Here is a 24,364-nt window from a genome sequence, read left to right on the forward strand (position 1 = left end):
GGTCAGGCTTTGGCGAGCGCGGCGAAGCGGTCGAAATAGTCGGGGAACGTCTTGCCGACGCACTTCGGATCGTTGATCCGCACGGGCACGCCGCCCAGGCTGACGAGCGAGAAGCACATCGCCATCCGGTGATCGTCGTACGTGTCGATCGCCGCGTTCGGCGTGAGCTTTTCCGGCGGCGTGACGACCAGATAGTCGGGACCTTCCTCGACGGTCGCGCCGACCTTGCGCAGTTCGGTCGCCATCGCGGCGATGCGGTCGGTCTCCTTCACGCGCCAGCTCGCGATGTTGCGCAGCGTGCTCGTGCCGCTCGCGAACAGCGCCGCAACCGCGATGGTCATCGCCGCATCGGGGATCAGGTTGAAATCCATGTCGATCGGCTCGAGCTTGCCGTGGTCGTGGCCGATGCCGCGCACGTCGATCCAGTCATCCCCCATCGTCACGTTCGCGCCCATCTGCATCAGCGCGTTCGCGAAACCGACGTCGCCCTGGATGCTCGCCCGCCCTACGCCCTCGACACGCAGCGGGCCGCCGCCAAGTGCGCCGGCCGCGAGGAAGTACGATGCGGACGACGCATCGCCCTCGACCATGATCCGCCCCGGCGAGCGGTAGCGGACGCCGGCCGGCACGACGAAGCGCTGCCAGCCGTCACGCTCGACGACCACGCCGAAACGCTCCATCAGCCGGATCGTGATGTCGATGTACGGCTTCGAGATCAGTTCGCCGTCGACCTCGACGACGATCTTGCCGTCCTTCGCCTTCACGAGCGGCAGCGTCATCAGCAGCGCCGTGAGGAACTGGCTCGACACGTCGCCGCGCACGCGGATCGGCGCATCGACCGAGATCGTCGAGGGCCTGATCCGCAGCGGCGGGTAGCCTTCGTTCAGTTCGTAGTCGATCCGCGCGCCGATCTGCCTCAGGCCGTCGACGAGATCGCCGATCGGCCGCTCGTGCATGCGCGGCACGCCGTGCACGCGATAGTCGCCGCCGTTCACCGCGAGCGCCGCGGTCAGCGGCCGCACGGCCGTGCCCGCGTTGCCGAGGAACAGGTCGGCCGTCTTCGCGGTGAACGCGCCGCGCGCGCCCGTGACGACGCAGGTGTCGCCGTCGCGCGCGAGCTTCACGCCGAGCTTGCCGAGTGCATCGAGCATCACGCGCGTGTCGTCGGAGTCGAGCAGATTGGTGATCGTCGTTTCGCCTTCGGCAAGCGCCGCGAGCAGCAGCACGCGGTTCGAGATGCTCTTCGAGCCGGGCAGGCGCACGGTGCCCGATGCGCTGGAGTACGGGCCGAGATCGAGATAGTCCATGGGAATCGTCCTGTTATTTCTTGACCGGTTCGGCAGCGGGCGCGCCACCGCGCTCCTGCCATGCCTTGCGTGCGGCGCGCGAGCGCGTGAACACGGCTTCGAGCGCCGCGCCGTCGCCGGCGTCGATCGCCTCGCGCAGCCGCGCGAGCACGCGCGTGTAGCCGTCGAGCTCGTCGAGCAGCGCCGCGCGGTTGGCGACGCACACGTCGCGCCACATCTCCGGGCTCGATGCCGCGATGCGCGTGAAATCGCGGAAACCGCCCGCCGCGTACGAGAATTTCAGTTCCGCGTCCGCCTCGCCGAGGATCTGCTCGACGAGTGCAAACGACAGCACGTGCGGCAGATGGCTGATCGATGCAAACACGCGATCGTGCTGCTCGGTGCCCATCGTGCGCACGTCGGCGCCGGTCGCACGCCACATCGCGTCGATCCGCGCGACCGATTCGGGCGCGTTCTCCGGCAGCGGGCACAGTACGACGTTGCGGCCGACGTACAGGTCCGGCAACGCGGCTTCGACGCCGCTCGACTCGCGGCCGGCGATCGGATGCCCCGGCACGAACTGTGCGATCCGCGCGCCGAGCGCTTCGCGTGCTGCCGCGACGACATCGGACTTGGTGCTGCCCGCATCGGTGACGATCGTCGTTTCGGCGAGCCACGGCGCGATGCGCGCGAGCAACGGGCCCGTCTGCGCGACGGGTGCGGCCAGCAGCACGAGATCGGCGCCCGCAAGCGCGTCGCGCAACTGCGCGTCGTCGCCGAGCGCCGCCGCACGATCGATCACGCCGAGTGACAGCGCACGCTCGACCGATGCGCGCGAACGGCCCACGCCGACGATCTCGCCCGCGCCGCCCGGCGCGCGCTCGCGCAGCGCGCGGGCCAGCGATCCGCCGATCAGGCCGACACCGAAAATGACCAGTTTGTTGAATGCAAAGCCTGACACGACAAGAGCCAAGTTACGCGTGCGGAACGACGCCCCGCACACGGAATTCCAGATTCCGGGCAACGGGCCCGCACCCGGCGCAACCTGCACCGGATGCCGCCCGAACCCGCCTTCGGCAGCGCCGATCGGCCTGCCCTGCCCGCCTGGCCGCCGCGCCTGCGCGAGCAGGCGCCGGGCCGCCGCGCGTCAGCGTGCGCGCGGATACGAACCGAGTATCTTCAGGAACGCGGCCTTCTGGCCGAGTTCCGCGAGCGCGGCCGCGACCGACGCATCGTCGCGGTGCCCTTCGATGTCAATATAGAAGTAGTACTCCCACGTGCCGACGCGTGCCGGACGCGACTCGAAGCGCGTCATCGACACGCCGTGCCGCGCGAGCGGTTCGAGCAGCTTGAACACGGCGCCCGGCTCGTTCTTCACCGACACGATCAGCGACGTCTGGTCATGACCGCTTTGCCCGGCCGGCTGCTTGCCGACGATCACGAAGCGCGTGCGGTTGTGCGGATCGTCCTGGATCTGCGAGAACGCGATCTGCAAGCCGTAATGCGCGGCCGCGCGGTCGCCCGCGATCGCCGCGACGGTCGGATCGGCCGCCGCGAGGCGCGCGGCCTCCGCGTTGCTCGCCACGGCCTGCCGCTCGAGCTGCGGCGCATTCGCGGCGAGCCACTGCTGGCATTGCGCGAGCGCCTGCGCATGCGCGCAGACGCGCTTCACGCCATCGAGCGTGCCGCCTTGCGTGAGCAGGTTGTGGTGGATGGGCAGCGCGAGCTCGCCGCTGATCAGCAGTTGCGTCTGCAGCAGCAGGTCGAGCGTGCGCGACACGGCCCCTTCGGTCGAATTCTCGACCGGCGCGACGCCGAACGCGGATGCACCGGCCTCGACCGAACGGAACACCTCGTCGATCGACGGGCACGGCAGCCCCTCGATCGACTGGCCGAAATACTCGAACATCGCCTGTTCGGTATACGTGCCGACCGGCCCGAGGAACGCGACGTGGATCGTCTGCTCGAGCGCGCGGCTCGCTGCCATGATCTCGCGCCAGATTGCGCCGATGTGCTCGCTCGCGAGCGGCCCCGCGCTCATGTCCTGCAGGCGCGCGATCACCTGCAGTTCGCGCTCCGGCCGGAACACCGGCGCGTTGAAATGCTTCTTGACCTCGCCCACCTCCAGCGCCACCGCGGCGCGCTGGTTCAGGAGCGCGATGAGCTGCGCGTCGATCGCGTCGATGCGATCGCGCAGCGGTTTCAGGCGGGAATTCAGTTCGTCGTCCATGCGTTTTGCCGTGCTGTTTGAACAGCGCCGCCGTCAGGCGCCGCGCTGCTCGAAGTCCTTCATGTACTCGACGAGCGCCTTCACGCCCTCGAGCGGCACCGCGTTGTAGATCGACGCCCGCATGCCACCGACGGACTTGTGGCCCTTCAGCTGCAGCAGCCCGCGCGCCTTTGCGCCGGCAAGGAAGTCTTCGTTGCGCGTTTCGTCGGCCAGGAAAAACGGCACGTTCATCCGCGAACGCGCTGCCGGCTCGACCTTGTTCAGATAGAAGCTGCTCGCATCGATCGTGTCATAGAGCAGCTTCGATTTTTCGATATTGCGGGCCTCGATCGCTTCGAGGCCACCCTGCCGCTTCAGCCACTGGAACACGAGGCCCGCGATGTAGATCGCATAGGTGGGCGGCGTGTTGTACAGCGAGTTGTTCTCGGCGATAGTCTTCCACTCGAACGCGGACGGGCAGATCGACAGCGCGCGATCGAGCAGATCCTCGCGCACGATCACGACCGTCACGCCGGCCATCCCGATATTCTTCTGCGCGCCGCCGAACAGCACGCCGTATTTCGCGACGTCCATCGGGCGCGACAGGATGTGCGACGAGACATCCGCGACCAGCGGCACGTCGCCGAGATCGGGTATCTCGAACGTCTCGACGCCGTCGATCGTCTCGTTGGTGCACAGATGCACGTAGGCCGGATCGTCCGACAGTTGCCATTCGGCGCGCGCCGGCGCACGCGTGAAGCCGTCTTCCGTCTTGCCGGTTGCGGCGAGATGCGGCGTGCAGAATTTCTTCGCCTCGCCGAACGATTTCTGCGACCACGAGCCCGTCACGACGAAGTCGGCGGTGTTGCGCGACCCGAGCAGGTTCATCGGCACGATCGCGTTTTCCGCGATGCCGCCGCCCTGCAGGAACAGGATCCGGTGGCTTGCCGGCACGCCGAGCAGGTCGCGCAGGTCGGTCAGCGCAGCCTCGTGAATCGACATGAATTCCTTGCCGCGATGGCTCATCTCCATCACGCTCATGCCGCTGCCGTGCCAGTCGAGCATTTCGTCGGCGGCCTGCCGCAGCACTTCCTCGGGCATCGCCGCAGGACCGGCGGAGAAATTAAAGACGCGCATCGTGAAAACCTCGGGAGGGACGCGACCGGCGGCTTGCCGCCGCATGTCAGTTGCAAATGAGCCGCGCCAAAATAGGAATGGCCGCTTGCGCTCGCGCGCAAACGGCCATTATCGCACTGTCGTCAGGCTCCCGCCAAACCCGGCCGAACGGCCGGGGGCGTGCCGGGACGCCTTACTTGCCCGGCTTGACTGCTGCGACTTCCTTGTCAGCCTGCGTGCGCGTCGCCTGGATCGCTTGCGGCATGTACTTCTGCATCAGGCCGTTGACCACGTCGCGACCGACCTGATCCTGAACCTGGATGAACTTGCGGCCCGTCGGGCTCTTGTAGAACGTCGTCAGATCCTTGATCTCCGACGTGCTGTAGTACTTCGCGTATGCGTCGTACTGAGCCGACATCGCGTCGTTCTGGAACTGCTGCGTGCCGAACACCTTGCCCGCGCCGTCGACCAGCTTCGGCACCGCGTTCTTCTGCAGCGTCGGAACGGCAGCCTGCTTCTGCTTGTCGTTCAGCGTCTTGTTTTCCGACAGCGCGTCCGACAGGATCGCCGGCACGAGCTGCTTGGCCTGCATTTCGGCGCTGTTGCCGATTGCCGACACGAGCTTCGGCGCGTCGATCGCGTCGAGCAGATCCTTGATCGCTGCCTTCTTGTCGGCGTCGATCGGCGCAGCTGCCGCGGCGGGCGCCGGTGCGGAATTCGACAGCGCTTGCGCCATCGCGAACGTCGGCACCAGTGCAGCCAGCAGGACCAGTTGCTTGAATTGCTTTTGCATCATCACTCCCTTTTGGAAATATGAATGGTTGCTCGCCGGCCGCGGCGCTTCACGCCCGCGGCGGCCAGAGTCTCATCCGTTCTTCAGGCTTCGCCGTCCGACGCCTCGTCGGCCTCGCCATCGCCCTCATCGGCCTCCGCAATCTGCTGCAGGCCGGAGAGCTTGGTACCCTCATCGAGACTGATGAGTGTAACACCTTGCGTGGCACGCCCCATCTCGCGAATCTCGGAAACACGGGTGCGAATCAACACGCCGGCCGTCGTGATCAGCATGATCTGATCCTCGGCGTCGACGAGCGTCGCGGCCACGACCTTGCCGTTGCGCTCGGACGTCTGGATCGCGATCATACCCTTCGTGCCTCGGCCGTGACGCGTGTACTCGGTGATCGGCGTGCGCTTGCCGTAGCCGTTCTCGGTCGCGGTGAGCACGGTCTGCTCCTCGCTGCCCGCGACCAGCATCGCGATGACCTGCTGCCCGTCCTCGAGCTGCATGCCGCGCACGCCGCGCGCCTCGCGCCCCATCGGACGCACGTCGTTCTCGTCGAAGCGCACGGCCTTGCCGGCGTCGGAGAACAGCATCACGTCGTGCGCGCCGTCGGTGATCGACGCACCGATCAGGAAGTCGCCGTCGTCGAGGCCGACCGCGATGATGCCCTTCTTCATCGGACGGCTGAATGCTTCGAGCGGCGTCTTCTTCACGGTGCCGAGCGACGTCGCCATGAAGATGAACTTGTCGGCCGAGAACTCCTTGACCGGCAGCACGACGTTGATCTTCTCGCCTTCCTGCAGCGGGAACATGTTGACGATCGGGCGGCCGCGCGAGTTGCGCGAGCCCTGCGGCACTTCATAGACCTTGACCCAATACACGCGGCCGCGGTTCGAGAAGCACAGGATGTAGTCGTGCGTGTTCGCGATGAACAGCGTCTCGATCCAGTCGTCTTCCTTCATCTGCGTCGCCTGCTTGCCGCGACCGCCGCGCTTCTGCGCGCGGTACTCGGACAGCGGCTGCGACTTCACGTAGCCCGCGTGCGACATCGTAACGACCATGTCCTGCGGCGTGATCAGATCCTCGGTGTTCAGCTCGGTCGCGTTCAGCTCGATCTTCGAGCGGCGCGCGTCGCCGAATTCGGCCTTCACCGACGTGAGTTCCTCGCCGATCATCGTCGTGATCCGCTCGGGGCGCGCGAGGATGTCCAGCAGGTCTGCGATCTGCGCCATCACTTCGCGGTACTCGCCGATGATCTTGTCCTGCTCGAGGCCGGTCAGGCGCTGCAGGCGCATCTGCAGGATTTCCTGGGCCTGCGTGTCGGACAGACGGTACAGCCCGTCGCCCTGCATGCCGAACGCCGGGTTCAGGCCCTCCGGGCGGTACGCGGAGCGGCCGCCGGCCGCCGCGTTCTCGCTCTCGGCGCGCGTCAGCATCTCGCGCACGAGCGACGAATCCCACGGCTTCGCCATCAGCTCCTGCTTGGCGATCGGCGGCGTCGGCGCAGCCTTGATGATCGCGATGAACTCGTCGATGTTCGCGAGCGCGACCGCGAGACCTTCGAGCACGTGGCCGCGTTCGCGGGCCTTGCGCAGTTCGTAGATCGTGCGGCGCGTCAGCACTTCGCGTCGATGCGACAGGAAGCACTGCAGGATTTCCTTCAGGTTCAGCAGCTTCGGCTGGCCGTCGACGAGCGCGACCATGTTCATGCCGAACGTGTCCTGGAGCTGCGTCGCCTTGTACAGGTTGTTCAGCACCACTTCCGGCACTTCACCGCGCTTGAGCTCGATCACGACACGCATGCCGCTCTTGTCGGACTCATCGCGGATGTCGGAGATGCCTTCGAGCTTCTTCTCGTTGACGAGCTCGGCGATCCGCTCGAGCAGCGAGCGCTTGTTCACCTGGTACGGCAGCTCGTCGACGATGATCGCCATCCGCTGACCGCGGTCGATCTCCTCGAAGTGCGTGGCCGCGCGCATCACGACGCGGCCGCGCCCGGTGCGGTAGCCGTCGCGCACGCCGGCGACGCCGTAGATGATGCCCGCCGTCGGGAAGTCCGGCGCCGGGATGATCTCGATCAGCTCGTCGATCGTCGCTGCCGGGTTGTTCAGCAGGTGCTGGCACGCGTCGACGACTTCGTTCAGGTTGTGCGGCGGGATGTTGGTCGCCATGCCGACCGCGATGCCCGACGAGCCGTTGATCAGCAGGTTCGGAATGCGCGACGGCAGGACCGACGGCTGCATTTCGTTGCCGTCGTAGTTCGGCTCGAAATCGACCGTTTCCTTGTCGATGTCGGCGAGCAGCTCGTGACCGATCTTCGCCATGCGAATTTCGGTGTAACGCATCGCCGCGGCATTGTCGCCGTCGATCGAGCCGAAGTTGCCCTGCCCGTCGATCAGCATGTAGCGCAGCGAGAAGTCCTGCGCCATCCGCACGATCGTGTCGTAGACCGCGGTGTCGCCGTGAGGGTGGTACTTACCGATCACGTCACCGACGATACGCGCCGACTTCTTGTACGCGCGGTTCCAGTCGTTGTTCAGTTCGTGCATCGCGAACAACACGCGCCGGTGCACGGGCTTCAGGCCATCGCGGACATCCGGGAGGGCACGTCCGACGATCACGCTCATCGCGTAATCGAGATACGAACGGCGCATTTCCTCCTCTAGGGAGGTGGGCAGGGTCTCTTTGGCGAATTGATCCATGTATCCGTATCGTTTCGGAGCGAAGACGGCGAACGCCTTTCGCGTGGGCGCTGCATGCGCAACGCAACGCGAGATTCTAACATGCGCCCATCAGCCGCAAATTCGCCTCCCCCTCTATATATAAATAGCGAAAATCGCGGCGGCCGCGAACCGGCCGGAATCGCATGCGACTCGACGCCACCGTTGATCGCGCCCGGTTTACCGGCGATCCCGCCCGGTTTGTTTCACGCGCGCGAGTAAACTGATGCACGCATCCGCGCAATTTCGCCGACACGCCCTTGACAATCTCTAAAAGTTGCGGCAGGCGGGTGTTGCGCATGCACCACAAAGTTGAGGGGATCTTAGGGTGGGGAGGATTTTTTTTCGTAGGAAGGGAACGATATGGCAAAATGCCAACGCACTGAAAGTTAGACGCTGCTCGAAGTCTACACAGAGCGGTGCCGCGTTTTTTGTGCCGCACCAATGTTATACTTCGAGCAATGTATGACTTGTCACCGTCAACAGGCTCGCAGTAAACCTGCGGTAATCTCAATTTCGAGAGGAGAAATATGAATAAACTTTCAAAGCTCGCGTTCATTGCAGCTACCGCAGTTATGGCTGCATCCGCTTCGGCACAGTCGGTGCCGGCGTCGCGTCAAGCCGTCAATGACAACTGGGTGAACGGCACGGGCGAATGGGTGTGGATGAACGGCACGAACGAGCTCTGCTGGCGCGATGCGTTCTGGACGCCGGCCACCGCCAACGCGAAGTGCGATGGCGCACTGGTCGCCCAGGCACCGCAGCCGCCGGTCGCTCCGGTCGCTCCGGCCATCACGAGCCAGAAGATCACGTATCAAGCTGACGCCCTGTTCGACTTCGACAAGGCAACACTCAAGCCGCTGGGCAAGCAGAAGCTGGACGAACTGGCTTCGAAGATCCAGGGCATGAACACGGAAGTGGTCGTCGCAACGGGCTACACGGACCGCATCGGTTCGGACAAGTACAACGATCGTCTGTCGCTGCGCCGTGCGCAGGCTGTGAAGTCGTACCTGGTCAGCAAGGGTGTGCCGGCCAACAAGATCTACACGGAAGGCAAGGGCAAGCGCAACCCGGTTACGACTGGCTGCAACCAGAAGAACCGCAAGCAGCTGATCGCCTGCCTCGCACCGGACCGCCGCGTGGAAGTCGAAGTGGTTGGTACGCAAGAAGTCCAGAAGACGACCGTTCCGGCGCAGTAAGCCGCGGTTTTCGACTGCTTCAAAGCCCCGCTCCGGCGGGGCTTTTTCATTGATGCCCGTCCGGGCGCTCGCTGGCCTCGTCGTCCGCCCGCTTATATACTCGGGGCTGACGAACCGCAGCACAGCCCTCCTTCCGTAGCCCGTTTGCCGACATGACCAACGCCGATCCGCACGAACTCCAGAAATTCAGCGACCTCGCCCATCGGTGGTGGGACCCGAATGCCGAATTCAAGCCGCTGCACGACCTGAACCCGGTCCGGCTCGGCTGGATCGACGCGCATGCGCACCTGGCCGGCAAGCGCGTGCTCGACATCGGCTGCGGCGGCGGCATCCTGTCCGAATCGATGGCCGGACTCGGCGCCCAGGTGAAAGGTATCGACCTGTCGACCGAAGCGCTCGGCGTCGCCGACCTGCACAGCCTCGAAAGCGGCATCGCGGTCGACTACGAGGCGATCGCCGCCGAAGCGATCGCCGCTCGCGAGCCGGGCACCTACGATGTCGTCACGTGCATGGAGATGCTCGAGCACGTGCCGTCGCCCGGCGATGTCGTCGCCGCGTGCGCGACGCTCGTGAAGCCCGGTGGCTGGGTGTTCTTCTCGACGCTGAACCGGAACCTGAAGTCCTACCTGTTCGCGGTGATCGGCGCGGAGTACATCGCGCAAATGCTGCCGAAGGGCACGCACGACTACGCGCGCTTCATCCGCCCGTCGGAACTGGCCGGCTTCGTGCGTGCGACGGATCTGCACGTCGCGGAGATCAAGGGCATCACGTATCACCCGATCGGCAAGCGCTTCGCGCTGTCGAACGACACCGACATCAACTACCTCGTCGCGTGCCGCCGCGGCGCATGACCCTCCGACCGGCATGACGACTCCCCTTTCGACCGCGCGAGCCGCACTCGACGAACCGCGCCTGCTGCACTGCGATGCCGTGCTGTTCGACCTGGACGGCACGCTTGCAGACACGGCACCCGATCTCGCGGCTGCCGTCAACAAGATGCAGCGCGCACGCGGCCTGCCCGAAACGCCGCTCGACGTGCTGCGGCCGCTGGCCTCGGCCGGCGCGCGCGGCCTGCTCGGCGGTGCGTTCGGCATCGATCCGCGCACGTCCGGCTACGAAGCGATGCGCGACGAGTTCCTGGCCAACTACGCGACGGATATCTGCGTGCAAACGACGCTGTTCCCCGGCATCGGCGACGTGCTCGACGAACTCGATGCGCGCGGCGTGCGCTGGGGCATCGTCACGAACAAGGCGATGCGGCTCACGGCGCCGCTCGTCGACCTGCTCGGCCTTGCTCCGCGCGCGGCCTGCGTCGTCGGGGGTGACACAACACCGCACTCGAAGCCGCACCCCGCTCCGCTGCTGCACGCGGCCGACCAGTTGACGCTGGCGCCGGCGCGCATCGTCTACGTCGGCGACGACCTGCGCGACATTCAGGCCGGCAGCGCCGCCGGCATGGCGACGGTCGCGGCCGCGTACGGCTACTGCGGCGACGGCGCCGCGCCGGCCGACTGGCAGGCCCAGCATCTGGTCGACACGACGCAGGAACTACGCGAACTGCTGCGCGATGTTGGGCTATAATGATCAATCTGATCCGCGGGGGCGACCTGGTTTCGACAGGGGTTGTGAAGCGGCTAGGGCATGTCGAGGACCCGTCACCTCGTTAATCAATGGGAAAATCGTAACTGCAAACGACGATACGTTCGCACTGGCAGCCTAACGGCCGCCGTCCTCTGCCTAGTTCACTGACGGGCTAGTGTCGCAAGACCGGTAGCAATACCGCCAGAGGTCATTTACGTCAGTTAAGCCCTGTCGGCGTCGCGACGCCAGGGTCGAAAAACTAGTGAATCGCCGTAGTGCAGCGTGTTCGTCCGCGTCGCTGCGGTTAAATCAAATGACTGAACTAAACATGTAGAACTAGTCGTGGAGCGCTTCTGGACGCGGGTTCGATTCCCGCCGCCTCCACCAAATTCCGCGCTCGCCGCACGAACCCCGCATGACGCAAGTCTGCGGGGTTTTTTGTTGCCGGCGAAACGCTCACGCCGCTCTCCTTCCGAAAAAGCGCCCAGCCACGGACGGGCCAGGCGGAATGCCGCCGGTGTTCCGGCGACAGGAGGTGACGGATGTTCTACCGCGCCCGCGCAATCATCGGTCGTGCCGGGCAGCGGCCAGCCCGATTACCCGGCGCAGCGCGCGACTTGTCGTCGCACCCTGCGCTCAAGCACACCGGGCAATGCGCGACTTAGCTGCCGCGATACAGCGACTTCATTTCTTCAGCGCTGGCCGGACGCACGCCTATTGCATGCGAACCCGATGCCGATGCGCCCTGTGCCTGCGCGCCGTACCCGCTGGCGTCAGCGCCTTGTGCTTGCGCCAGTGCGCTGCGCTGCTGCTCCGCAACACGCGCCGTTGCGGCCTGGACTGCTTCCGGATAGTGCGGATCTTCGCCGCGGGCGGAGTTGTAACCGGCCTGCTGGAGCTGAACCAGCTCGGCACGGACCTGCGCGCGGGTGATCGTCGAACCCGATTGGGCAAACGACACGACCGGGGCAACGAGAGCGGCGGCAACGACAACAGCTTGAACGAGCGACTTCATGATGACCTACCTCCAGATTTGCCTGTTTTCGCGCTGAACACCTTGTTCAGCGCCGACAAACCGAAGTTTATGTAGGCGGATGCTTAAGAATAAGGCAGGTTTCTGGAAGACATCCTTCCTGATTTACGGGTTAACCCTAGATAACCTGCCGGGCCGGCGATTCGCGAACGCTGCTTCATCCGGCATCGCGCCGCATGACGACTCGCCTGAAAGCACGAGCCCCGCGAAGCGACAACGCTTCGCGGGGCTCGAATGGTATTGCACGGGATTCATGCATTCGCGCCGGTCAGACGGTCAAGCCGATATGCGCGTGCCCATCACCACCCGCCTACCGAGTCAGCGCCGCACGACGACGGCGCAAACACGCCTGCCCAAGCGTTACTGAGTATCCATCGGGCACTTCAGGTTGCAGCCGTTCGGGTCGCCCAGGTCGCCCTTGCGACGCAATGCCGATTTCTTGCTGCCCTGGTATTTCTGCGACGGCGCCGATGCCGCGAACGGCATCTGCGGATGCTCGTTCAGGCGAAACTGTTCGCTCAGGATGCCGCCGGGCACGCCCGGGGAATTCTGCGCGAACGCAAACGGCGAAGCAGCGACCAGAAGCCCCGCGGTCAACGCTGCCGCGGTGAGGGAAACGGAAAATTTCATGGCGGGATGACGCCTGAACGGCGTGCTTGTTGGAACGTTGATCAAACGCCAAGCGTAGCGCAAATCCCCCGCTGCTGCAGCGCGCTTCGATCGTGTCCCCGTTACCGGGAATTGCCGTCCGGCGCGCTCGTGCCGTCGCCGCCGGCCAGCCCCGTCGCAATGCTCGTCAGCGTCCCGCATGCGGCCGGATCGTAGCCGTCGAGATGTGCGACGCGCTCGACGAAGCGTGCATCGCGCAGCAGTGCCAGCACGCCGGCGAGCGGCCGCGCGTCGAGCCGCGCGCGTTCGCACGCGAAGTAATAGTCCTCGTCGACAACCGGGATGAAATCGAGCCCGAAATGACGGGCGGCCGGCTCGACGCCGAAGCCGAGATCGGCCATCCCGCTCGCGACGAACGCCGCAATCGCCGAATGCGTGAGCTCGGCCGACGCATAACCGTCGATGCGCTCGGGATCGATGCCGATCGCACGCAGCGCGAGATCCAGCAGCATGCGCGTACCCGACCCCGGCTGCCGATTGACGAAGCGGATGTCATTGCGCGCGAGGTCCGCGAGCCCGCGGACCTGCTTCGGGTTGCCGCGAGACACGAACAGCCCCTGCTGGCGGCGCGTCAGGTGAATCAGCACGTGGCGCGTGTCGTCGAGCCACGGCCGATAGATCTGCGCGCACTGAGCGCGAAACGCGCCGCGCGGCAGATGGAAACCGGCCAGGTCGCATTCGCCGCGTGCGAGCGCCTGCACGGCCTCGACGCTCTCGCGATACTTGATGTCGACGGCCGCCTGCGTATCGACGAGCGCGGACACGAGCGTCGCGACCGCGTAACCGTGCGACGCATGGATACGCAAGGCGCCGTCACGCTGCGCGAGCCGCCGGTTCAGATCGCTGGCCACCTCGGCCGCGAGCGCACGCAGGCTCCCGTCGAGGCGGCTGCGCGCAAGGCGCTGCGCGTCGACAACCGCCTGCCCTAGCGCCGACAGCGTCGATCCCTTGCCGCGCGCGGTTTCGATCAACTCCCCGCCGATGCATGCTTCCAGCGCGCGCAGCATGCCCCACGCGTGCCGGTACGACAGCCCCTTTGCCTGGGCAGCCTGCGCAATGCTGCCCGTATCGGCCACGAGTTCCAGCAAGGGCGCGACGTCCGACAAGCTGGCCGTGCGACCTTCCGTGTCGCGTACGGTCAGATACGCGTCGCATTCGATTCGAACCAATTATGTACTCCGATTTCCTATTGCGACTGCGAAATCTTCCGCTTATCGTTGATGAAAATCAATCTGAACGAAGTCGCGATGCACACTATATGAATAGTGAGCGCATATGAGACTTTGGAGGAGCATAACCGATGTCCCCGAATTCCCATGCGCCCGACGCGCTCGTCGAGCGCCATGCGCGCACCGGCCGGTCGCTGGTCGCGATCCTGCATGCGATCCAGGACGACGCGGGCTACGTGCCGCCGGGCTGCGTCGCGCCGCTCGCCAGGGCGCTGAACCTGTCGCGTGCGGAAGTGCACGGCGTACTGACCTACTATCACCACTTCCGCACGGCGCCGCCCGCCCGCGTGACGATCCAGATGTGCCGCGCCGAAGCGTGTCGCAGCATGGGCTGCGAAACGCTCGCCGCGCACGCTGAAGCCCGCACGGGCTGCCGGTTCGACGCAGCGCACGGCGATGCCGCGGATGCGCACGCGCCGGACGCCGTCGCGCTCGAATCGGTCTACTGCCTCGGACTGTGCGCGCAGTCGCCGTCGCTGACGGTCAACGGCGTGCTGCATGCGAAGGTCACGCCGGAGAAATTCGACGCACTGCTGGCCGATGCCGTCGCCCACACGCCGGAGGCCGCATGACGACCCGCATCTATGTCCCGCGCGATTCGTCCGCGCTGGCCCTCGGCGCAGACGCGCTCGCCGCCGCGATCGTCGCGGAAGCCGAACGGCGCGGCGTCGCGATCGAACTGGTCCGCAACGGCTCGCGCGGGCTGCTGTGGCTCGAGCCGCTCGTCGAGGTCGGCACGGCCGCCGGCCGCGTCGGCTATGCGAACCTGTCGGCCGCCGACGTGCCGGCCCTGTTCGACGCAAACTGGCTCGAAGGCGGCGCGCATCCGAGCGGCGTCGGCGTCGTCGACGCGCTGCCCTATCTCGCGCGCCAGCAGCGCCTCACGTTCGCGCGCATCGGCCTGACCGATCCGCTGTCGATCGACGACTACCTGCAGCATGAAGGCCTGGCCGGCCTGAAGAACGCGCTCGCGCTCGACGGCGACGCCGCGTGCGAAATGCTGATCGAATCGGGGCTGCGCGGCCGCGGCGGCGCGGCATTCCCGGCCGGCATCAAGTGGCGCACGGTCCGGCACGCGAGCGCCACGCAGAAGTACATCGTCTGCAACGCGGACGAAGGCGATTCGGGCACGTTCTCCGACCGCCTGATGATGGAATGCGATCCGTACTGCCTGATCGAAGGGATGATCATCTCCGGCATCGCGACGGGCGCGACGGTCGGCTACATCTACGTGCGCAGCGAATACCCGCACGCGATCGCGACGCTCGAAGCCGCGATCGTCCGCGCGCGCGAAGCCGGCTGGCTCGGCGAACGCGTGCTCGGCTCCGCGCACGCATTCGAGCTGCACGTCGCGAAAGGCGCGGGCTCGTACGTGTGCGGCGAGGAAACGGCGCTGCTCGAATCGCTCGAGGGCAAGCGCGGCGTCGTGCGCGCGAAGCCGCCGCTGCCCGCGCTCGCCGGCCTGTTCGGCCAGCCGACCGTGATCAACAACGTGATCACGCTCGCGACGGCGCCCGTGATCTTCGCGCGCGGCGCCGCGTTCTACCGCGATTTCGGAATGGGCCGCTCGCGCGGCACGCTGCCGTTCCAGCTGGCCGGCAACATCCGTCACGGCGGCCTCGTCGAACTCGCGTTCGGCGTCACGCTGCGCGAGCTGCTGTTCGACTTCGGCGGCGGCACGGCAAGCGGCCGGCCCGCACGCGCCGCGCAGGTCGGCGGCCCGCTCGGCACCTACCTGCCCGACCATCAGTGGGACGTGCCGCTCGACTACGAGGCGTACACGGCGATCGGCGCGGTGGTCGGCCACGGCGGCATCGTGCTGCACGACGACACGTCGAACCTCGCCGAGCTTGCCGAATATGCGATGAAGTTCTGCGCGATCGAATCGTGCGGCAAATGCACGCCATGCCGGATCGGTTCGACGCGCGGCGTCGAGACGATCGCGCGCATCCGCCACGGCGACACGTCGGAGCGGCAGGTCACGCTGCTGCGCGACCTGTGCGACACGATGCTGGCCGGTTCGCTGTGCGCGATGGGCGGGATGACGCCCTACCCGGTGCTGTCCGCGCTCGACCATTTCCCCGAAGATTTCGGGCTCGCTGGCGGCAAGGATGCCGCGTCGAGCCCGGTCAAGGCTGCGGCCTGACCCAGAAGGAGCCCTGCATGTCCCTCGACACGAACAACGTCCGCCAAGGCGGCTGCGGCTCAGGCCAATGCGCATGCAAGAGCGCCGCACAGGCGCGCGCCCGCGACCCGTTCGACGATACCGACTACGGCACGCCGCAACGGCATGCCGATACCGACGTCACGCTCGAAATCGACGGCCAGCCGGTGACGGTACCGGCCGGCACGTCGGTGATGCGCGCGGCGATCGAAGCCGGCGTCAACGTCCCGAAGCTCTGCGCGACCGATTCGCTCGAGCCGTTCGGCTCGTGCCGGCTGTGCCTCGTCGAGATCGAAGGCCGGCGCGGTTATCCGGCGTCGTGCACGACGCCGGCCGAAGCGGGCATGAAGGTGCGCACGCAGTCGGACCGGCTGCAGTCGCTGCGCCGCAACGTGATGGAGCTGTACATCTCCGACCATCCGCTCGACTGCCTCACCTGCCCCGCCAACGGCGACTGCGAGCTGCAGGACATGGCGGGCGTCGTCGGGCTGCGCGAAGTGCGCTACGGCTTCGATGGCGCGAATCACCTCAACGACCGCAAGGACGAATCGAACCCGTACTTCACGTACGACCCGTCGAAGTGCATCGTCTGCAACCGCTGCGTGCGCGCGTGCGAGGAAACCCAGGGTACGTTCGCGCTGACGATCGCCGCGCGCGGCTTCGAATCGCGCGTCGCCGCGGGCGAAAGCGAATCGTTCATGGCATCGGAATGCGTGTCGTGCGGCGCCTGCGTCGCCGCATGCCCGACGGCCACGCTGCAGGAAAAATCCGTCGTGCAGCTCGGGCAGGCCGAACACTCGGTCGTCACGACCTGCGCGTACTGCGGCGTCGGCTGCTCGTTCAAGGCCGAGATGAAGGGCACTCAGGTCGTGCGCATGACGCCGAACAAGAACGGCCTCGCGAACGAGGGCCACGCGTGCGTGAAGGGACGCTTCGCGTGGGGCTACGCGACGCACAAGGACCGCATCACGAAGCCGATGATCCGCGAGAAGATCACCGACCCGTGGCGCGAAGTGAGCTGGGACGAAGCGCTCACCTACGCGGCGACGCAATTCCGCAAGCTGCAGCAGAAGTACGGCCGCGATTCGATCGGCGGCATCACGTCGTCGCGCTGCACGAACGAGGAAACCTACCTCGTGCAGAAGCTCGTGCGTGCCGCGTTCGGCAACAACAACGTCGACACCTGCGCGCGCGTGTGCCATTCGCCGACCGGCTATGGCCTCAAGACGACGCTCGGCGAATCGGCCGGCACGCAGACGTTCGCATCGGTCGACCAGGCCGACGTGATCGTCGTGATGGGTGCGAACCCGACCGACGGCCACCCGGTGTTCGGCTCGCGGCTGAAGCGGCGCGTTCGCGAAGGCGCGAAGCTGATCGTGATCGACCCGCGCCGCATCGATGTCGTCGACGGCCCGCACGTGAAGGCCACGCATCATCTGCAACTGCGCCCCGGCACCAACGTCGCGATCGTCAACGCGCTCGCGCACGTGATCGTCACCGAAGGGCTCGTTGCCGACGCGTTCGTCGCCGAGCGCTGCGAGACGCGCGCGTTCGAGCAATGGCGCGACTTCGTGTCGCGCGACGACAATTCGCCCGAGGCCACCGCCGACGTGACGGGCGTGCCGGCCGAGCTGGTACGCGCCGCCGCGCGCCTCTATGCAACGGGCGGCAATGCCGCGATCTATTACGGGCTGGGCGTCACCGAACACGCGCAAGGCTCGACCACGGTGATGGGCATCGCGAACCTCGCGATGGCAACCGGCAACATCGGTCGCGAAGGCGTCGGCGTCAATCCGCTGCGCGGCCAGAACAACGTGCAGGGTTCGTGCGACATGGGCTCGTTCCCGCATGAACTGCCCGGCTACCGGCACATCAGTGACGAGATCGTGCGCGCGCAGTTCGAACAGGCGTGGTCGGCCAAGCTGCAGCCGGAACCGGGGCTGCGCATCCCGAACATGTTCGACGCCGCGCTCGACGGCAGTTTCAAGGGGCTCTACTGCCAGGGCGAGGACATCGTCCAGTCCGATCCGAACACGCAGCACGTCGCGGCCGCGCTGTCGGCGATGGAATGCATCGTCGTACAGGACATCTTCCTGAACGAGACCGCGAAATATGCGCACGTGCTGCTGCCGGGCTCGACGTTCCTCGAGAAGGACGGCACGTTCACGAACGCGGAGCGCCGCATCTCGCGCGTGCGCAAGGTGATGCCGCCGCTCGCGGGCTACGCGGACTGGGAGGTGACGCTGCTGCTGTCGCAAGCGCTCGGTTACGACATGCACTACACGCACCCGTCGGAAATCATGGACGAGATCGCGCGGCTCACGCCGACCTTCTCGGGCGTGTCGTACGCGAAGCTCGACGCGCTCGGCAGCATCCAGTGGCCGTGCAACGAGCACGCGCCGGAAGGCACGCCGACGATGCACATAGACGAGTTCGTGCGCGGCAAGGGCCGGTTCGTGATCACCAAGTTCATTCCGACGCCGGAAAAGGTCACGCAGCGCTATCCGCTGATCCTGACGACGGGCCGCATCCTGTCGCAATACAACGTCGGCGCGCAGACGCGCCGGACCGAGAACGTCCGGTGGCATGAAGAGGATCGCCTCGAGATTCATCCGCACGACGCGCAGGATCGCGGCATCCGGACCGGCGACTGGGTCGGCATCGAATCGCGTGCCGGGCAGACGGTGCTACGCGCGCTCGTGACGGAACGCATGCAGCCGGGCGTCGTGTACACGACGTTCCACTTCCCCGAATCGGGCGCGAATGTGATCACGACGGAAAGCTCCGACTGGGCGACGAACTGCCCTGAATACAAGGTGACGGCCGTGCAGGTGCTGCCGGTTGCGCAGCCGTCCGAATGGCAGCGCGCATACGCGCGCTTCAACGCGGAGCAGATCGACCTGCTCGAGCGCCGCGCGAGCACGCCCGACACCGTGACGACAGGCAAGTGAGGCTGCGATGGACAACGACCACCTGATCGACATGGCCAACCAGATCGGCGCATTCTTCGAATCGATGCCCGATCGCGACGAAGCGCTGACCGGTATCGCCGAGCATATCCGGCGCTTCTGGGAGCCGCGGATGCGCCGCGCATTGCTCGCCGCGCTCGACGATCCGTCGGGCGAAGGCGCGCAACGCGCGGCACCGATCGTGCGCGACGCGATCGCCGCGCACCGCGCGTCGCTCGTTCCTGCCGCGGCGACCGCCTGACGACGCTGCTACCCGGACACCGACATGCCCGCGAACCAGTTTTCGCAGTGGCGCAGCAGCGCGTTCGCGTCGGTCACCGTGCGCCCGCGCGCGGCGACGTACCCGTCGGGCCGCAACAGATAGAACGACGGCCGCGAACGGCCGTACTCCTGCGCCAGCCCGGCGGCACCGTCGCCTTCGGCATCGGTCATCCGCCACACGCGCACCGCGCCCGGCATGATCCGTTCGAGCCCCTGCACGAGCGCCTGCGCATCGGCCGCCAGCGGCGGCGCAGCGCCGGTGTCGGCATTCGCCGGCTCTTCCAGCAGCAGCAGCGTGAAGCTCGCCGGATCGTGCAGATCGTATAGCCGCGCCGTTCCCGGCGCCTGACCGAGCGGGCCGTCGAGCACGTGAACGAGTGCGTCGGGTGCCCGCTCGCCCGCGCGCGGGCCGCCGTCGAGCACGCGCTCCAGCGTGAGCGGACTCTTCCGGTACTGCACGCCGAGCTCGCTGACCGTACGCCGCACCGCGTCGCGCATCGGCCCGAACGACACCAGCAGCGGCACGACATGATCGCGCAGCAGCTTCATCGCGCCGCGGTCCGCCTCGACGATCTGCGTAATGAAACCGGTCTGCCGCAACACGTCGCGCTCGATCGGATGACGCTCGGCGTGATACGTGTCGAGCAGCCGTTCGGGCGTGCCCGCACCGAGCACGCGCGCAAGCTTCCAGCCCAGATTGAACGCTTCCTGGATGCCGGTGTTCATGCCCTGTGCGCCGGCCGGGCTGTGGACGTGCGCGGCGTCGCCCGCGAAAAACACGCGGCCGTGACGCAGCCGGTCGACCATCCGGCTGTGCAGGTGGAAATAGGACGACCACGCGAGATCGCTCGGTGCGATCGACGCGCCGACGCGTGCGCGCACGATCGCCTCGCAATCAGCAAGCGACGGGGTCGGCGCATCGGGCGACGCATCGCTGCCGGGCGGCCGGTCGGCGACGAGCCGGTAACGGCCGCCGCCCATCGGAAACAGGCCCGCCATGCCTTCGGGCGTCGTGAACAGGTGGATCTCTTCGTCCGGCCAGTCGGGTATCGCCGCGAAATCGGCGAGCAGGAAAGTCTGTTCGAACGCCTGCCCGGTAAAGCCCAGGCCGAGCAGATGCCTGACCGTGCTGTGCGCGCCGTCGGCGGCGATCAGGTACGACGGCGCGAACGATTCGTCGCGACCGTCGGCGCAGCGGATCGTCACGTCGAGCGACGTGCCGCCTGCATCGCACGCGGTCAGCGTCGCGCCGCGCTCGACCGTCACGCCGAACCCGGCCAGGTGCTCGGCGAGCAGCCGCTCGGTAATGCTCTGGTCGAGAAACAGCAGATACGGGTAGCGCGTTTGCAGCGGATCGAAGTCGAGCCGCGCGATCACGCGGCCGTCGGCATGCAGCGCGGCCGCATGCGCGCGATGGCCGAGCGCGAGAAACGGCTCGACCGCGCGATGCTGCTCCAGCAGTTCGAGCGTGCGTGCCTGGATGCCGATCGCGCGCGAATGCGGCGCGGGCGCGGCGAGACGGTCGATGATGCGCACCGGCACGCGGGCCCGCGCGAGGCTCATCGCCGCGGCAAGGCCGGTCGGCCCCGCGCCGACGATCAGCACGGGCGGGATATCGAGCAGTGTGCCAGCCATGAGAACCTCGATGACCTCGATGACACGCGACCCTGCAAGTCTACGCCGCTACGCGTCACGGGGCCATATGCCGACCGGCCAAAGCGCGACACCCATGCGCGGTGTGGGAAAATACGCGCTTTCCGCCAGTTTTCGCGTCATGGATTCCGCATTCGACCGAGCGTATGCAGCACACCGCGCGGGCCGCCTCGCCGAGGCTGAGCACGGCTATCGCGCCGCGCTCGCCACCAACCCCGCCGACGCAGACGCGCTGCATCTGTTCGGCGTGCTGCGGCACCAGCAGGGCCAGCACGCCGAGGCGGCCGATCTCGTCGGCCGCGCTGTCGCGCTGCGTCCGGACGATGCCGCGCTGCAGCTCAATCTCGGCAACGCGCTGAAGGCGCTCGGCCGGCTCGACGATGCGATCGACCGCTTTCGCAACGCGCTGACGCTCGCGCCCGAATTTCCGCTCGCGCACTACAACCTCGGCAACGCGTATGCGGCGCTGCAGCGCCACGAGGATGCGATCGACGCGTTCGGCCGCGCGCTCCGGCTCACGCCCGACGACGCATCGATCCACAACAATCTCGGCAACGCGCTGAACGCGCTCGGCCGCCACGACGACGCGCTCGCCGCGTTCCGGCGCGCGCTCGAGCTGCGGCCCGGGCATGCGGGCGCGCACAACAACCTCGCAATGGCACTGAACGCGATGGGCTGCGCCGATGACGCGATCGCGCACTTCCAGGCCGCGATCGCCGCGCAGCCACGCTTCGTCGCCGCGCATTTCAATCTCGGCAATACGTTCGATGCGGTCGGCCGGCATGCCGAGGCGGCCGCCTCGTTCGAAGCCGCGCTCGCGCTGCATCCGCCGTTCCCGCTTGCGCTGTTCGGGCTCGCGAACGCACTGTGCGCGCAGGCGCGTCACCGCGACGCGCTGCCCTACTACGAGCGCGCCGTCGGTCTCGATCCGTCGTTCAGCCTGGCGTGGCTGAACCTCGGCAACGCGCATCACGCGCTTTGCGCGCACGAGATGGCGCTGCGCGCATTCGACCAGGCGTTGCGCGTCGAACCCGATCTCACGCTCGCGCGGCTGCACCGCGCGGTCACGCTGCTGACGCTCGGCGACTTCACGCGCGGCCTGCCTGCGTACGAAGCGCGCCACGAGACGCCAGGCGCGATACCGCTCGGCACGCTGCCGCGCTGGCAAGGCGAGCCGATTGCGTTGCGCACGCTGCTGATCCGCGCGGAACAGGGGTTCGGCGACACGCTGCAGTTCGTCCGCTTCGTGCCGCTTGCCCGCGCACGCTGCGCGCGCGTCGTGCTCGAAGTCCAGCCGGAACTCGTCCCGCTGCTGGCGCCAGCCGCATCGCGCTGGCGCGTGACGCTCGTCGCGCAGGGCGCCGCAAGGCCACCGGAAGCAGACGTCGCCTGCACGCTGATGAGCCTGCCGTTCCTGCTCGGGCTTCAGCCGGCGGACATCGTCGGCGGCTCGCGCTACCTCGACGCGCCCGACGGCGCTCGCCGGCGCTTTCGCGGCTCGCTCGGCGGGCAATCGAAGCGCAAGTTCGGCCTCGCGTGGTCGGGGCGCCGGCAGGCGCAGGAAAACCGCTCGATGCCGTTCGACGCGCTCGCGCCGCTGCTCGCGCTGCCGGACATCGACTGGATCGTGCTGCAGCCCGCGCTCGACGACGACGAACGTGCGCGTGTCGACGCACATCCGCGCGTGCATCGCCTCGACGGCCGGCTGAACGACTTCGCCGATACGGCCGCGCTGATCGAGCGGCTCGATGGCGTCGTCACGATCGATACGGCAGTCGCGCACCTCGCGGGCGCCCTCGGCAAGCCGCTGTGGGTCATGCTGCCGTTCGCACCCGACTGGCGCTGGTTCACCGGCGACGACTGCCCGTGGTATCCGCAGGCCAGGATCACCCGCCAGCCCGCACCGGGAGCATGGCCCGACGTGGCGGCCGCGGTTGCCGGCAAGCTGCGCGAAGCCTGAACGCAGACGAAAAAAGGGAGCGCAGCGCGCTCCCTTTTTCAATGCGATGCATGCGGCCGGCGCCGCGCGATGTGCGGGCGCCTGTCAGGCCGCCTTGTACTGGTTGCGCGCGTCGGGCGTGCGGTACAGCACGAGCGTCGCGATCAGCCCGCAGATCGCGGCGACGCTCAGCCACAGCCCCGGCGCCGCCTTGTTGCCCGTCTGGTGGATCAGCAGCGTCGAGATTGCCGGCGTGAAGCCGCCGATCGTCGTCGCCAGGCTGTACGCAAGCGAGAAGCCGGCCGTGCGCACATCGGCCGGCATCACTTCGGTCAGCGCGACGACCATCGCGCCGTTGTACGACGCGTACAGGAACGACAGCCACAGCTCGACCGCGAGCAGCCGCAGGAACGACGGATCGCCGACGAGCCAAAGCACGGCCGGGTAAGCCGACAGCAGCGTCAGCACCGTGAACGCGATCAGCACCGGGCGGCGGCCGATACGGTCGGACAGCGCGCCGGACAGCGGCAGCCACACGAGGTTGGAGATGCCGACGCAGACGGTCACGACGAGCGCGTCGAGCGACGACAGGTGCAGCACTTCCTTGCCGAACGTCGGCGTGTACGCGGTGATCATGTAGAACGACACCGTCGTCATGATCACCATCCCCATGCCGGCAACCACGATGCCCCAGTTGTCGAGCATCGAGCGCATGATCTCGCCCATCGACGGGCGGTGGCGCTTCGCGAGGAACTCGTCCGTTTCCTTCAGCGAACGACGGATCAGGAACAGGAACGGCACGATCAGGCAGCCGATCAGGAACGGAATGCGCCAGCCCCACGCGGTCATCTCCTCGGCCGGCAGCGCGCGGTTCAGCAGCACGCCGACGAACGCGGCGAACACGACGGCTACCTGCTGGCTGCCCGACTGCCACGACGTATAGAAGCCCTTGTGGCCCTTCGTTGCGATCTCCGACAGATAGACCGACACGCCGCCGAGTTCGACGCCCGCCGAGAAACCCTGCAGCAGCCGCCCGAGCAGCACGAGCACCGGCGCGAGCACGCCGATCGTCGCGTAGCCGGGTATCGAGGCCACCGTGAGCGTGCCGAGCGCCATCAGCCCGAGCGTCAGGATCAGCCCTTTGCGGCGGCCGTGATGGTCGATGTACGCGCCGAGCACGATCGCGCCGACCGGCCGCATCAGGAAGCCCGCGCCGAACACCGACAGCGACAGCATCAGCGACGCGAATGCGTTGCCGCTCGGGAAGTAGGTTTTCGCGATGGCCGACGCGTAATACCCGTAGACCATGAAGTCGTACATTTCCAGGAAGTTGCCGCTGACGACCCGGAATACGGTGCGGAATTTCGATTCCTGTGCGATGGCGTGTGACGCTGTGGACATGTTTTTCTCACTCAGCTCGGATGGCGCGAATCCGCGCCGCATGAATCCGACGACGCTCGCGGCGCCGGGCCGGCGCACACGGGCATCGCTGCCCGCCGGCGGCGCGCCGCACGACGACGCGCGCACCGGCATGGTCCGCGAATGATGCCACGCCAGG

General features: G+C 67.0%; 20 protein-coding genes and 1 other RNA gene. 10 read left to right on the forward strand and 11 right to left on the reverse strand.

Annotated elements, in window-relative coordinates; genetic code table 11:
- Window positions 1-2: 2 nt before the first annotated feature.
- The 6 genes from aroA to gyrA form a co-directional block, all read right to left on the reverse strand.
- Window positions 3-1,307 carry a 3-phosphoshikimate 1-carboxyvinyltransferase gene (aroA, locus tag GD429_RS01970; protein WP_152855421.1) on the reverse strand — a complete coding sequence of 435 codons (1,305 nt, stop codon included), beginning with the start codon at window positions 1,305-1,307 and terminating at the stop codon, window positions 3-5.
- Between the two features lie 13 nt (window positions 1,308-1,320).
- Window positions 1,321-2,247 (reverse strand): prephenate dehydrogenase/arogenate dehydrogenase family protein, encoded by a 927-nt coding sequence (locus GD429_RS01975; protein WP_321574348.1) that lies wholly within the window; start codon window positions 2,245-2,247, stop codon window positions 1,321-1,323.
- A gap of 186 nt (window positions 2,248-2,433) precedes the next feature.
- Window positions 2,434-3,516, reverse strand: a complete 1,083-nt coding sequence (pheA, locus tag GD429_RS01980; RefSeq protein WP_152855423.1) for a prephenate dehydratase — start codon at window positions 3,514-3,516, stop codon at window positions 2,434-2,436.
- 33 nt (window positions 3,517-3,549) lie between these two features.
- Window positions 3,550-4,632: a 3-phosphoserine/phosphohydroxythreonine transaminase gene (gene serC / locus GD429_RS01985; protein WP_152855424.1), complete on the reverse strand. Its 1,083-nt coding sequence runs from the start codon at window positions 4,630-4,632 to the stop codon at window positions 3,550-3,552.
- Window positions 4,633-4,804: 172 nt separating this feature from the next.
- Window positions 4,805-5,404: a DUF2059 domain-containing protein gene (locus GD429_RS01990; protein WP_021157463.1), complete on the reverse strand. Its 600-nt coding sequence runs from the start codon at window positions 5,402-5,404 to the stop codon at window positions 4,805-4,807.
- 83 nt (window positions 5,405-5,487) lie between these two features.
- Window positions 5,488-8,091, reverse strand: coding sequence for a DNA gyrase subunit A (gene gyrA / locus GD429_RS01995; protein WP_152855425.1), 2,604 nt, complete (start codon window positions 8,089-8,091; stop codon window positions 5,488-5,490).
- Between the two features lie 548 nt (window positions 8,092-8,639).
- Between gyrA and ompA the strand changes: the two genes are divergently transcribed.
- The 4 genes from ompA to ssrA all read left to right on the forward strand — a co-directional run bounded on the left by ompA (window position 8,640) and on the right by ssrA (window position 11,276).
- A complete protein-coding gene (ompA, locus tag GD429_RS02000; protein WP_006400736.1) occupies window positions 8,640-9,308 on the forward strand; it encodes an outer membrane protein OmpA in 669 nt (222 codons plus the stop codon).
- Between the two features lie 152 nt (window positions 9,309-9,460).
- Window positions 9,461-10,159, forward strand: coding sequence for a bifunctional 2-polyprenyl-6-hydroxyphenol methylase/3-demethylubiquinol 3-O-methyltransferase UbiG (gene ubiG / locus GD429_RS02005; RefSeq protein ID WP_152855426.1), 699 nt, complete (start codon window positions 9,461-9,463; stop codon window positions 10,157-10,159).
- 13 nt (window positions 10,160-10,172) lie between these two features.
- Window positions 10,173-10,889 carry a phosphoglycolate phosphatase gene (gph, locus tag GD429_RS02010; RefSeq protein ID WP_152855427.1) on the forward strand — a complete coding sequence of 239 codons (717 nt, stop codon included), beginning with the start codon at window positions 10,173-10,175 and terminating at the stop codon, window positions 10,887-10,889.
- Between the two features lie 17 nt (window positions 10,890-10,906).
- Window positions 10,907-11,276, forward strand: a transfer-messenger RNA (tmRNA) gene (gene ssrA, locus GD429_RS02015).
- A gap of 274 nt (window positions 11,277-11,550) precedes the next feature.
- Here the strand turns inward: ssrA and GD429_RS02020 are convergent.
- The 3 genes from GD429_RS02020 to GD429_RS02030 form a co-directional block, all read right to left on the reverse strand.
- Window positions 11,551-11,904, reverse strand: a complete 354-nt coding sequence (locus GD429_RS02020; protein WP_152855428.1) for a DUF4148 domain-containing protein — start codon at window positions 11,902-11,904, stop codon at window positions 11,551-11,553.
- Window positions 11,905-12,282: 378 nt separating this feature from the next.
- Window positions 12,283-12,552, reverse strand: a complete 270-nt coding sequence (locus GD429_RS02025) for a hypothetical protein (RefSeq protein ID WP_152855429.1) — start codon at window positions 12,550-12,552, stop codon at window positions 12,283-12,285.
- 101 nt (window positions 12,553-12,653) lie between these two features.
- Window positions 12,654-13,760, reverse strand: a complete 1,107-nt coding sequence (locus GD429_RS02030) for a substrate-binding domain-containing protein (RefSeq protein WP_152855430.1) — start codon at window positions 13,758-13,760, stop codon at window positions 12,654-12,656.
- A 131-nt stretch (window positions 13,761-13,891) separates the two neighbouring features.
- Between GD429_RS02030 and GD429_RS02035 the strand changes: the two genes are divergently transcribed.
- From GD429_RS02035 to GD429_RS02050, 4 genes are read left to right on the forward strand one after another with little or no spacing between them, the layout of a single operon-like run.
- Entirely contained in the window at window positions 13,892-14,392 is a 501-nt protein-coding gene (locus tag GD429_RS02035; protein ID WP_152855431.1) for an NAD(P)H-dependent oxidoreductase subunit E, read from the forward strand.
- The gene (locus tag GD429_RS02040; RefSeq protein ID WP_152855432.1) at window positions 14,389-15,966 is read left to right on the forward strand and encodes a formate dehydrogenase beta subunit; all 1,578 of its coding nucleotides are present in this window, start codon (window positions 14,389-14,391) and stop codon (window positions 15,964-15,966) included. Before GD429_RS02035 ends, GD429_RS02040 begins: the two co-directional genes overlap by 4 nt.
- Before the next feature lie 17 nt (window positions 15,967-15,983).
- Entirely contained in the window at window positions 15,984-18,935 is a 2,952-nt protein-coding gene (fdhF, locus tag GD429_RS02045) for a formate dehydrogenase subunit alpha (protein ID WP_152855433.1), read from the forward strand.
- Window positions 18,936-18,942: 7 nt separating this feature from the next.
- Window positions 18,943-19,194 (forward strand): formate dehydrogenase subunit delta, encoded by a 252-nt coding sequence (locus GD429_RS02050; RefSeq protein WP_152855434.1) that lies wholly within the window; start codon window positions 18,943-18,945, stop codon window positions 19,192-19,194.
- A gap of 8 nt (window positions 19,195-19,202) precedes the next feature.
- On the opposite strand, the gene GD429_RS02055 is transcribed toward GD429_RS02050, so the two are convergent.
- A complete protein-coding gene (locus tag GD429_RS02055) occupies window positions 19,203-20,849 on the reverse strand; it encodes an FAD-dependent monooxygenase (RefSeq protein WP_152855435.1) in 1,647 nt (548 codons plus the stop codon).
- A 139-nt stretch (window positions 20,850-20,988) separates the two neighbouring features.
- On the opposite strand from GD429_RS02055, the gene GD429_RS02060 reads away from it, so the two are divergent.
- Window positions 20,989-22,827: a tetratricopeptide repeat protein gene (locus GD429_RS02060; protein WP_415748920.1), complete on the forward strand. Its 1,839-nt coding sequence runs from the start codon at window positions 20,989-20,991 to the stop codon at window positions 22,825-22,827.
- Between the two features lie 84 nt (window positions 22,828-22,911).
- Here the strand turns inward: GD429_RS02060 and GD429_RS02065 are convergent, their stop codons facing one another.
- Window positions 22,912-24,207: an MFS transporter gene (locus tag GD429_RS02065; protein ID WP_152855437.1), complete on the reverse strand. Its 1,296-nt coding sequence runs from the start codon at window positions 24,205-24,207 to the stop codon at window positions 22,912-22,914.
- Here GD429_RS02065 and GD429_RS40240 point away from each other — a divergent pair.
- A complete protein-coding gene (locus tag GD429_RS40240) occupies window positions 24,206-24,352 on the forward strand; it encodes a hypothetical protein (RefSeq protein WP_175945770.1) in 147 nt (48 codons plus the stop codon). The genes GD429_RS02065 and GD429_RS40240 overlap by 2 nt on opposite strands.
- The last annotated feature ends 12 nt before the right edge of the window (window positions 24,353-24,364 follow it).

The sequence above is a fragment of the Burkholderia sp. BE17 genome (genome assembly GCF_009362305.1).
Lineage (GTDB): Bacteria > Pseudomonadota > Gammaproteobacteria > Burkholderiales > Burkholderiaceae > Burkholderia > Burkholderia pyrrocinia_C.

What these genes read in the sequence shown, in the direction of transcription:
- GD429_RS40240 (WP_175945770.1), top strand. Translation starts at nt 24,206, where the DNA reads ATGTTTTTCTCACTCAGCTCGGATGGCGCGAATCCGCGCCGCATGAAT.
- aroA (WP_152855421.1), bottom strand. Translation starts at nt 1,307, where the DNA reads ATGGACTATCTCGATCTCGGCCCGTACTCCAGCGCATCGGGCACCGTG.
- GD429_RS02040 (WP_152855432.1), top strand. Translation starts at nt 14,389, where the DNA reads ATGACGACCCGCATCTATGTCCCGCGCGATTCGTCCGCGCTGGCCCTC.
- ompA (WP_006400736.1), top strand. Translation starts at nt 8,640, where the DNA reads ATGAATAAACTTTCAAAGCTCGCGTTCATTGCAGCTACCGCAGTTATG.
- GD429_RS02065 (WP_152855437.1), bottom strand. Translation starts at nt 24,207, where the DNA reads ATGTCCACAGCGTCACACGCCATCGCACAGGAATCGAAATTCCGCACC.
- GD429_RS02050 (WP_152855434.1), top strand. Translation starts at nt 18,943, where the DNA reads ATGGACAACGACCACCTGATCGACATGGCCAACCAGATCGGCGCATTC.
- serC (WP_152855424.1), bottom strand. Translation starts at nt 4,632, where the DNA reads ATGCGCGTCTTTAATTTCTCCGCCGGTCCTGCGGCGATGCCCGAGGAA.
- GD429_RS02060 (WP_415748920.1), top strand. Translation starts at nt 20,989, where the DNA reads ATGGATTCCGCATTCGACCGAGCGTATGCAGCACACCGCGCGGGCCGC.
- GD429_RS02025 (WP_152855429.1), bottom strand. Translation starts at nt 12,552, where the DNA reads ATGAAATTTTCCGTTTCCCTCACCGCGGCAGCGTTGACCGCGGGGCTT.
- pheA (WP_152855423.1), bottom strand. Translation starts at nt 3,516, where the DNA reads ATGGACGACGAACTGAATTCCCGCCTGAAACCGCTGCGCGATCGCATC.
- GD429_RS02035 (WP_152855431.1), top strand. Translation starts at nt 13,892, where the DNA reads ATGTCCCCGAATTCCCATGCGCCCGACGCGCTCGTCGAGCGCCATGCG.
- ubiG (WP_152855426.1), top strand. Translation starts at nt 9,461, where the DNA reads ATGACCAACGCCGATCCGCACGAACTCCAGAAATTCAGCGACCTCGCC.
- GD429_RS01990 (WP_021157463.1), bottom strand. Translation starts at nt 5,404, where the DNA reads ATGCAAAAGCAATTCAAGCAACTGGTCCTGCTGGCTGCACTGGTGCCG.
- GD429_RS02020 (WP_152855428.1), bottom strand. Translation starts at nt 11,904, where the DNA reads ATGAAGTCGCTCGTTCAAGCTGTTGTCGTTGCCGCCGCTCTCGTTGCC.
- GD429_RS02055 (WP_152855435.1), bottom strand. Translation starts at nt 20,849, where the DNA reads ATGGCTGGCACACTGCTCGATATCCCGCCCGTGCTGATCGTCGGCGCG.
- gyrA (WP_152855425.1), bottom strand. Translation starts at nt 8,091, where the DNA reads ATGGATCAATTCGCCAAAGAGACCCTGCCCACCTCCCTAGAGGAGGAA.
- gph (WP_152855427.1), top strand. Translation starts at nt 10,173, where the DNA reads ATGACGACTCCCCTTTCGACCGCGCGAGCCGCACTCGACGAACCGCGC.
- fdhF (WP_152855433.1), top strand. Translation starts at nt 15,984, where the DNA reads ATGTCCCTCGACACGAACAACGTCCGCCAAGGCGGCTGCGGCTCAGGC.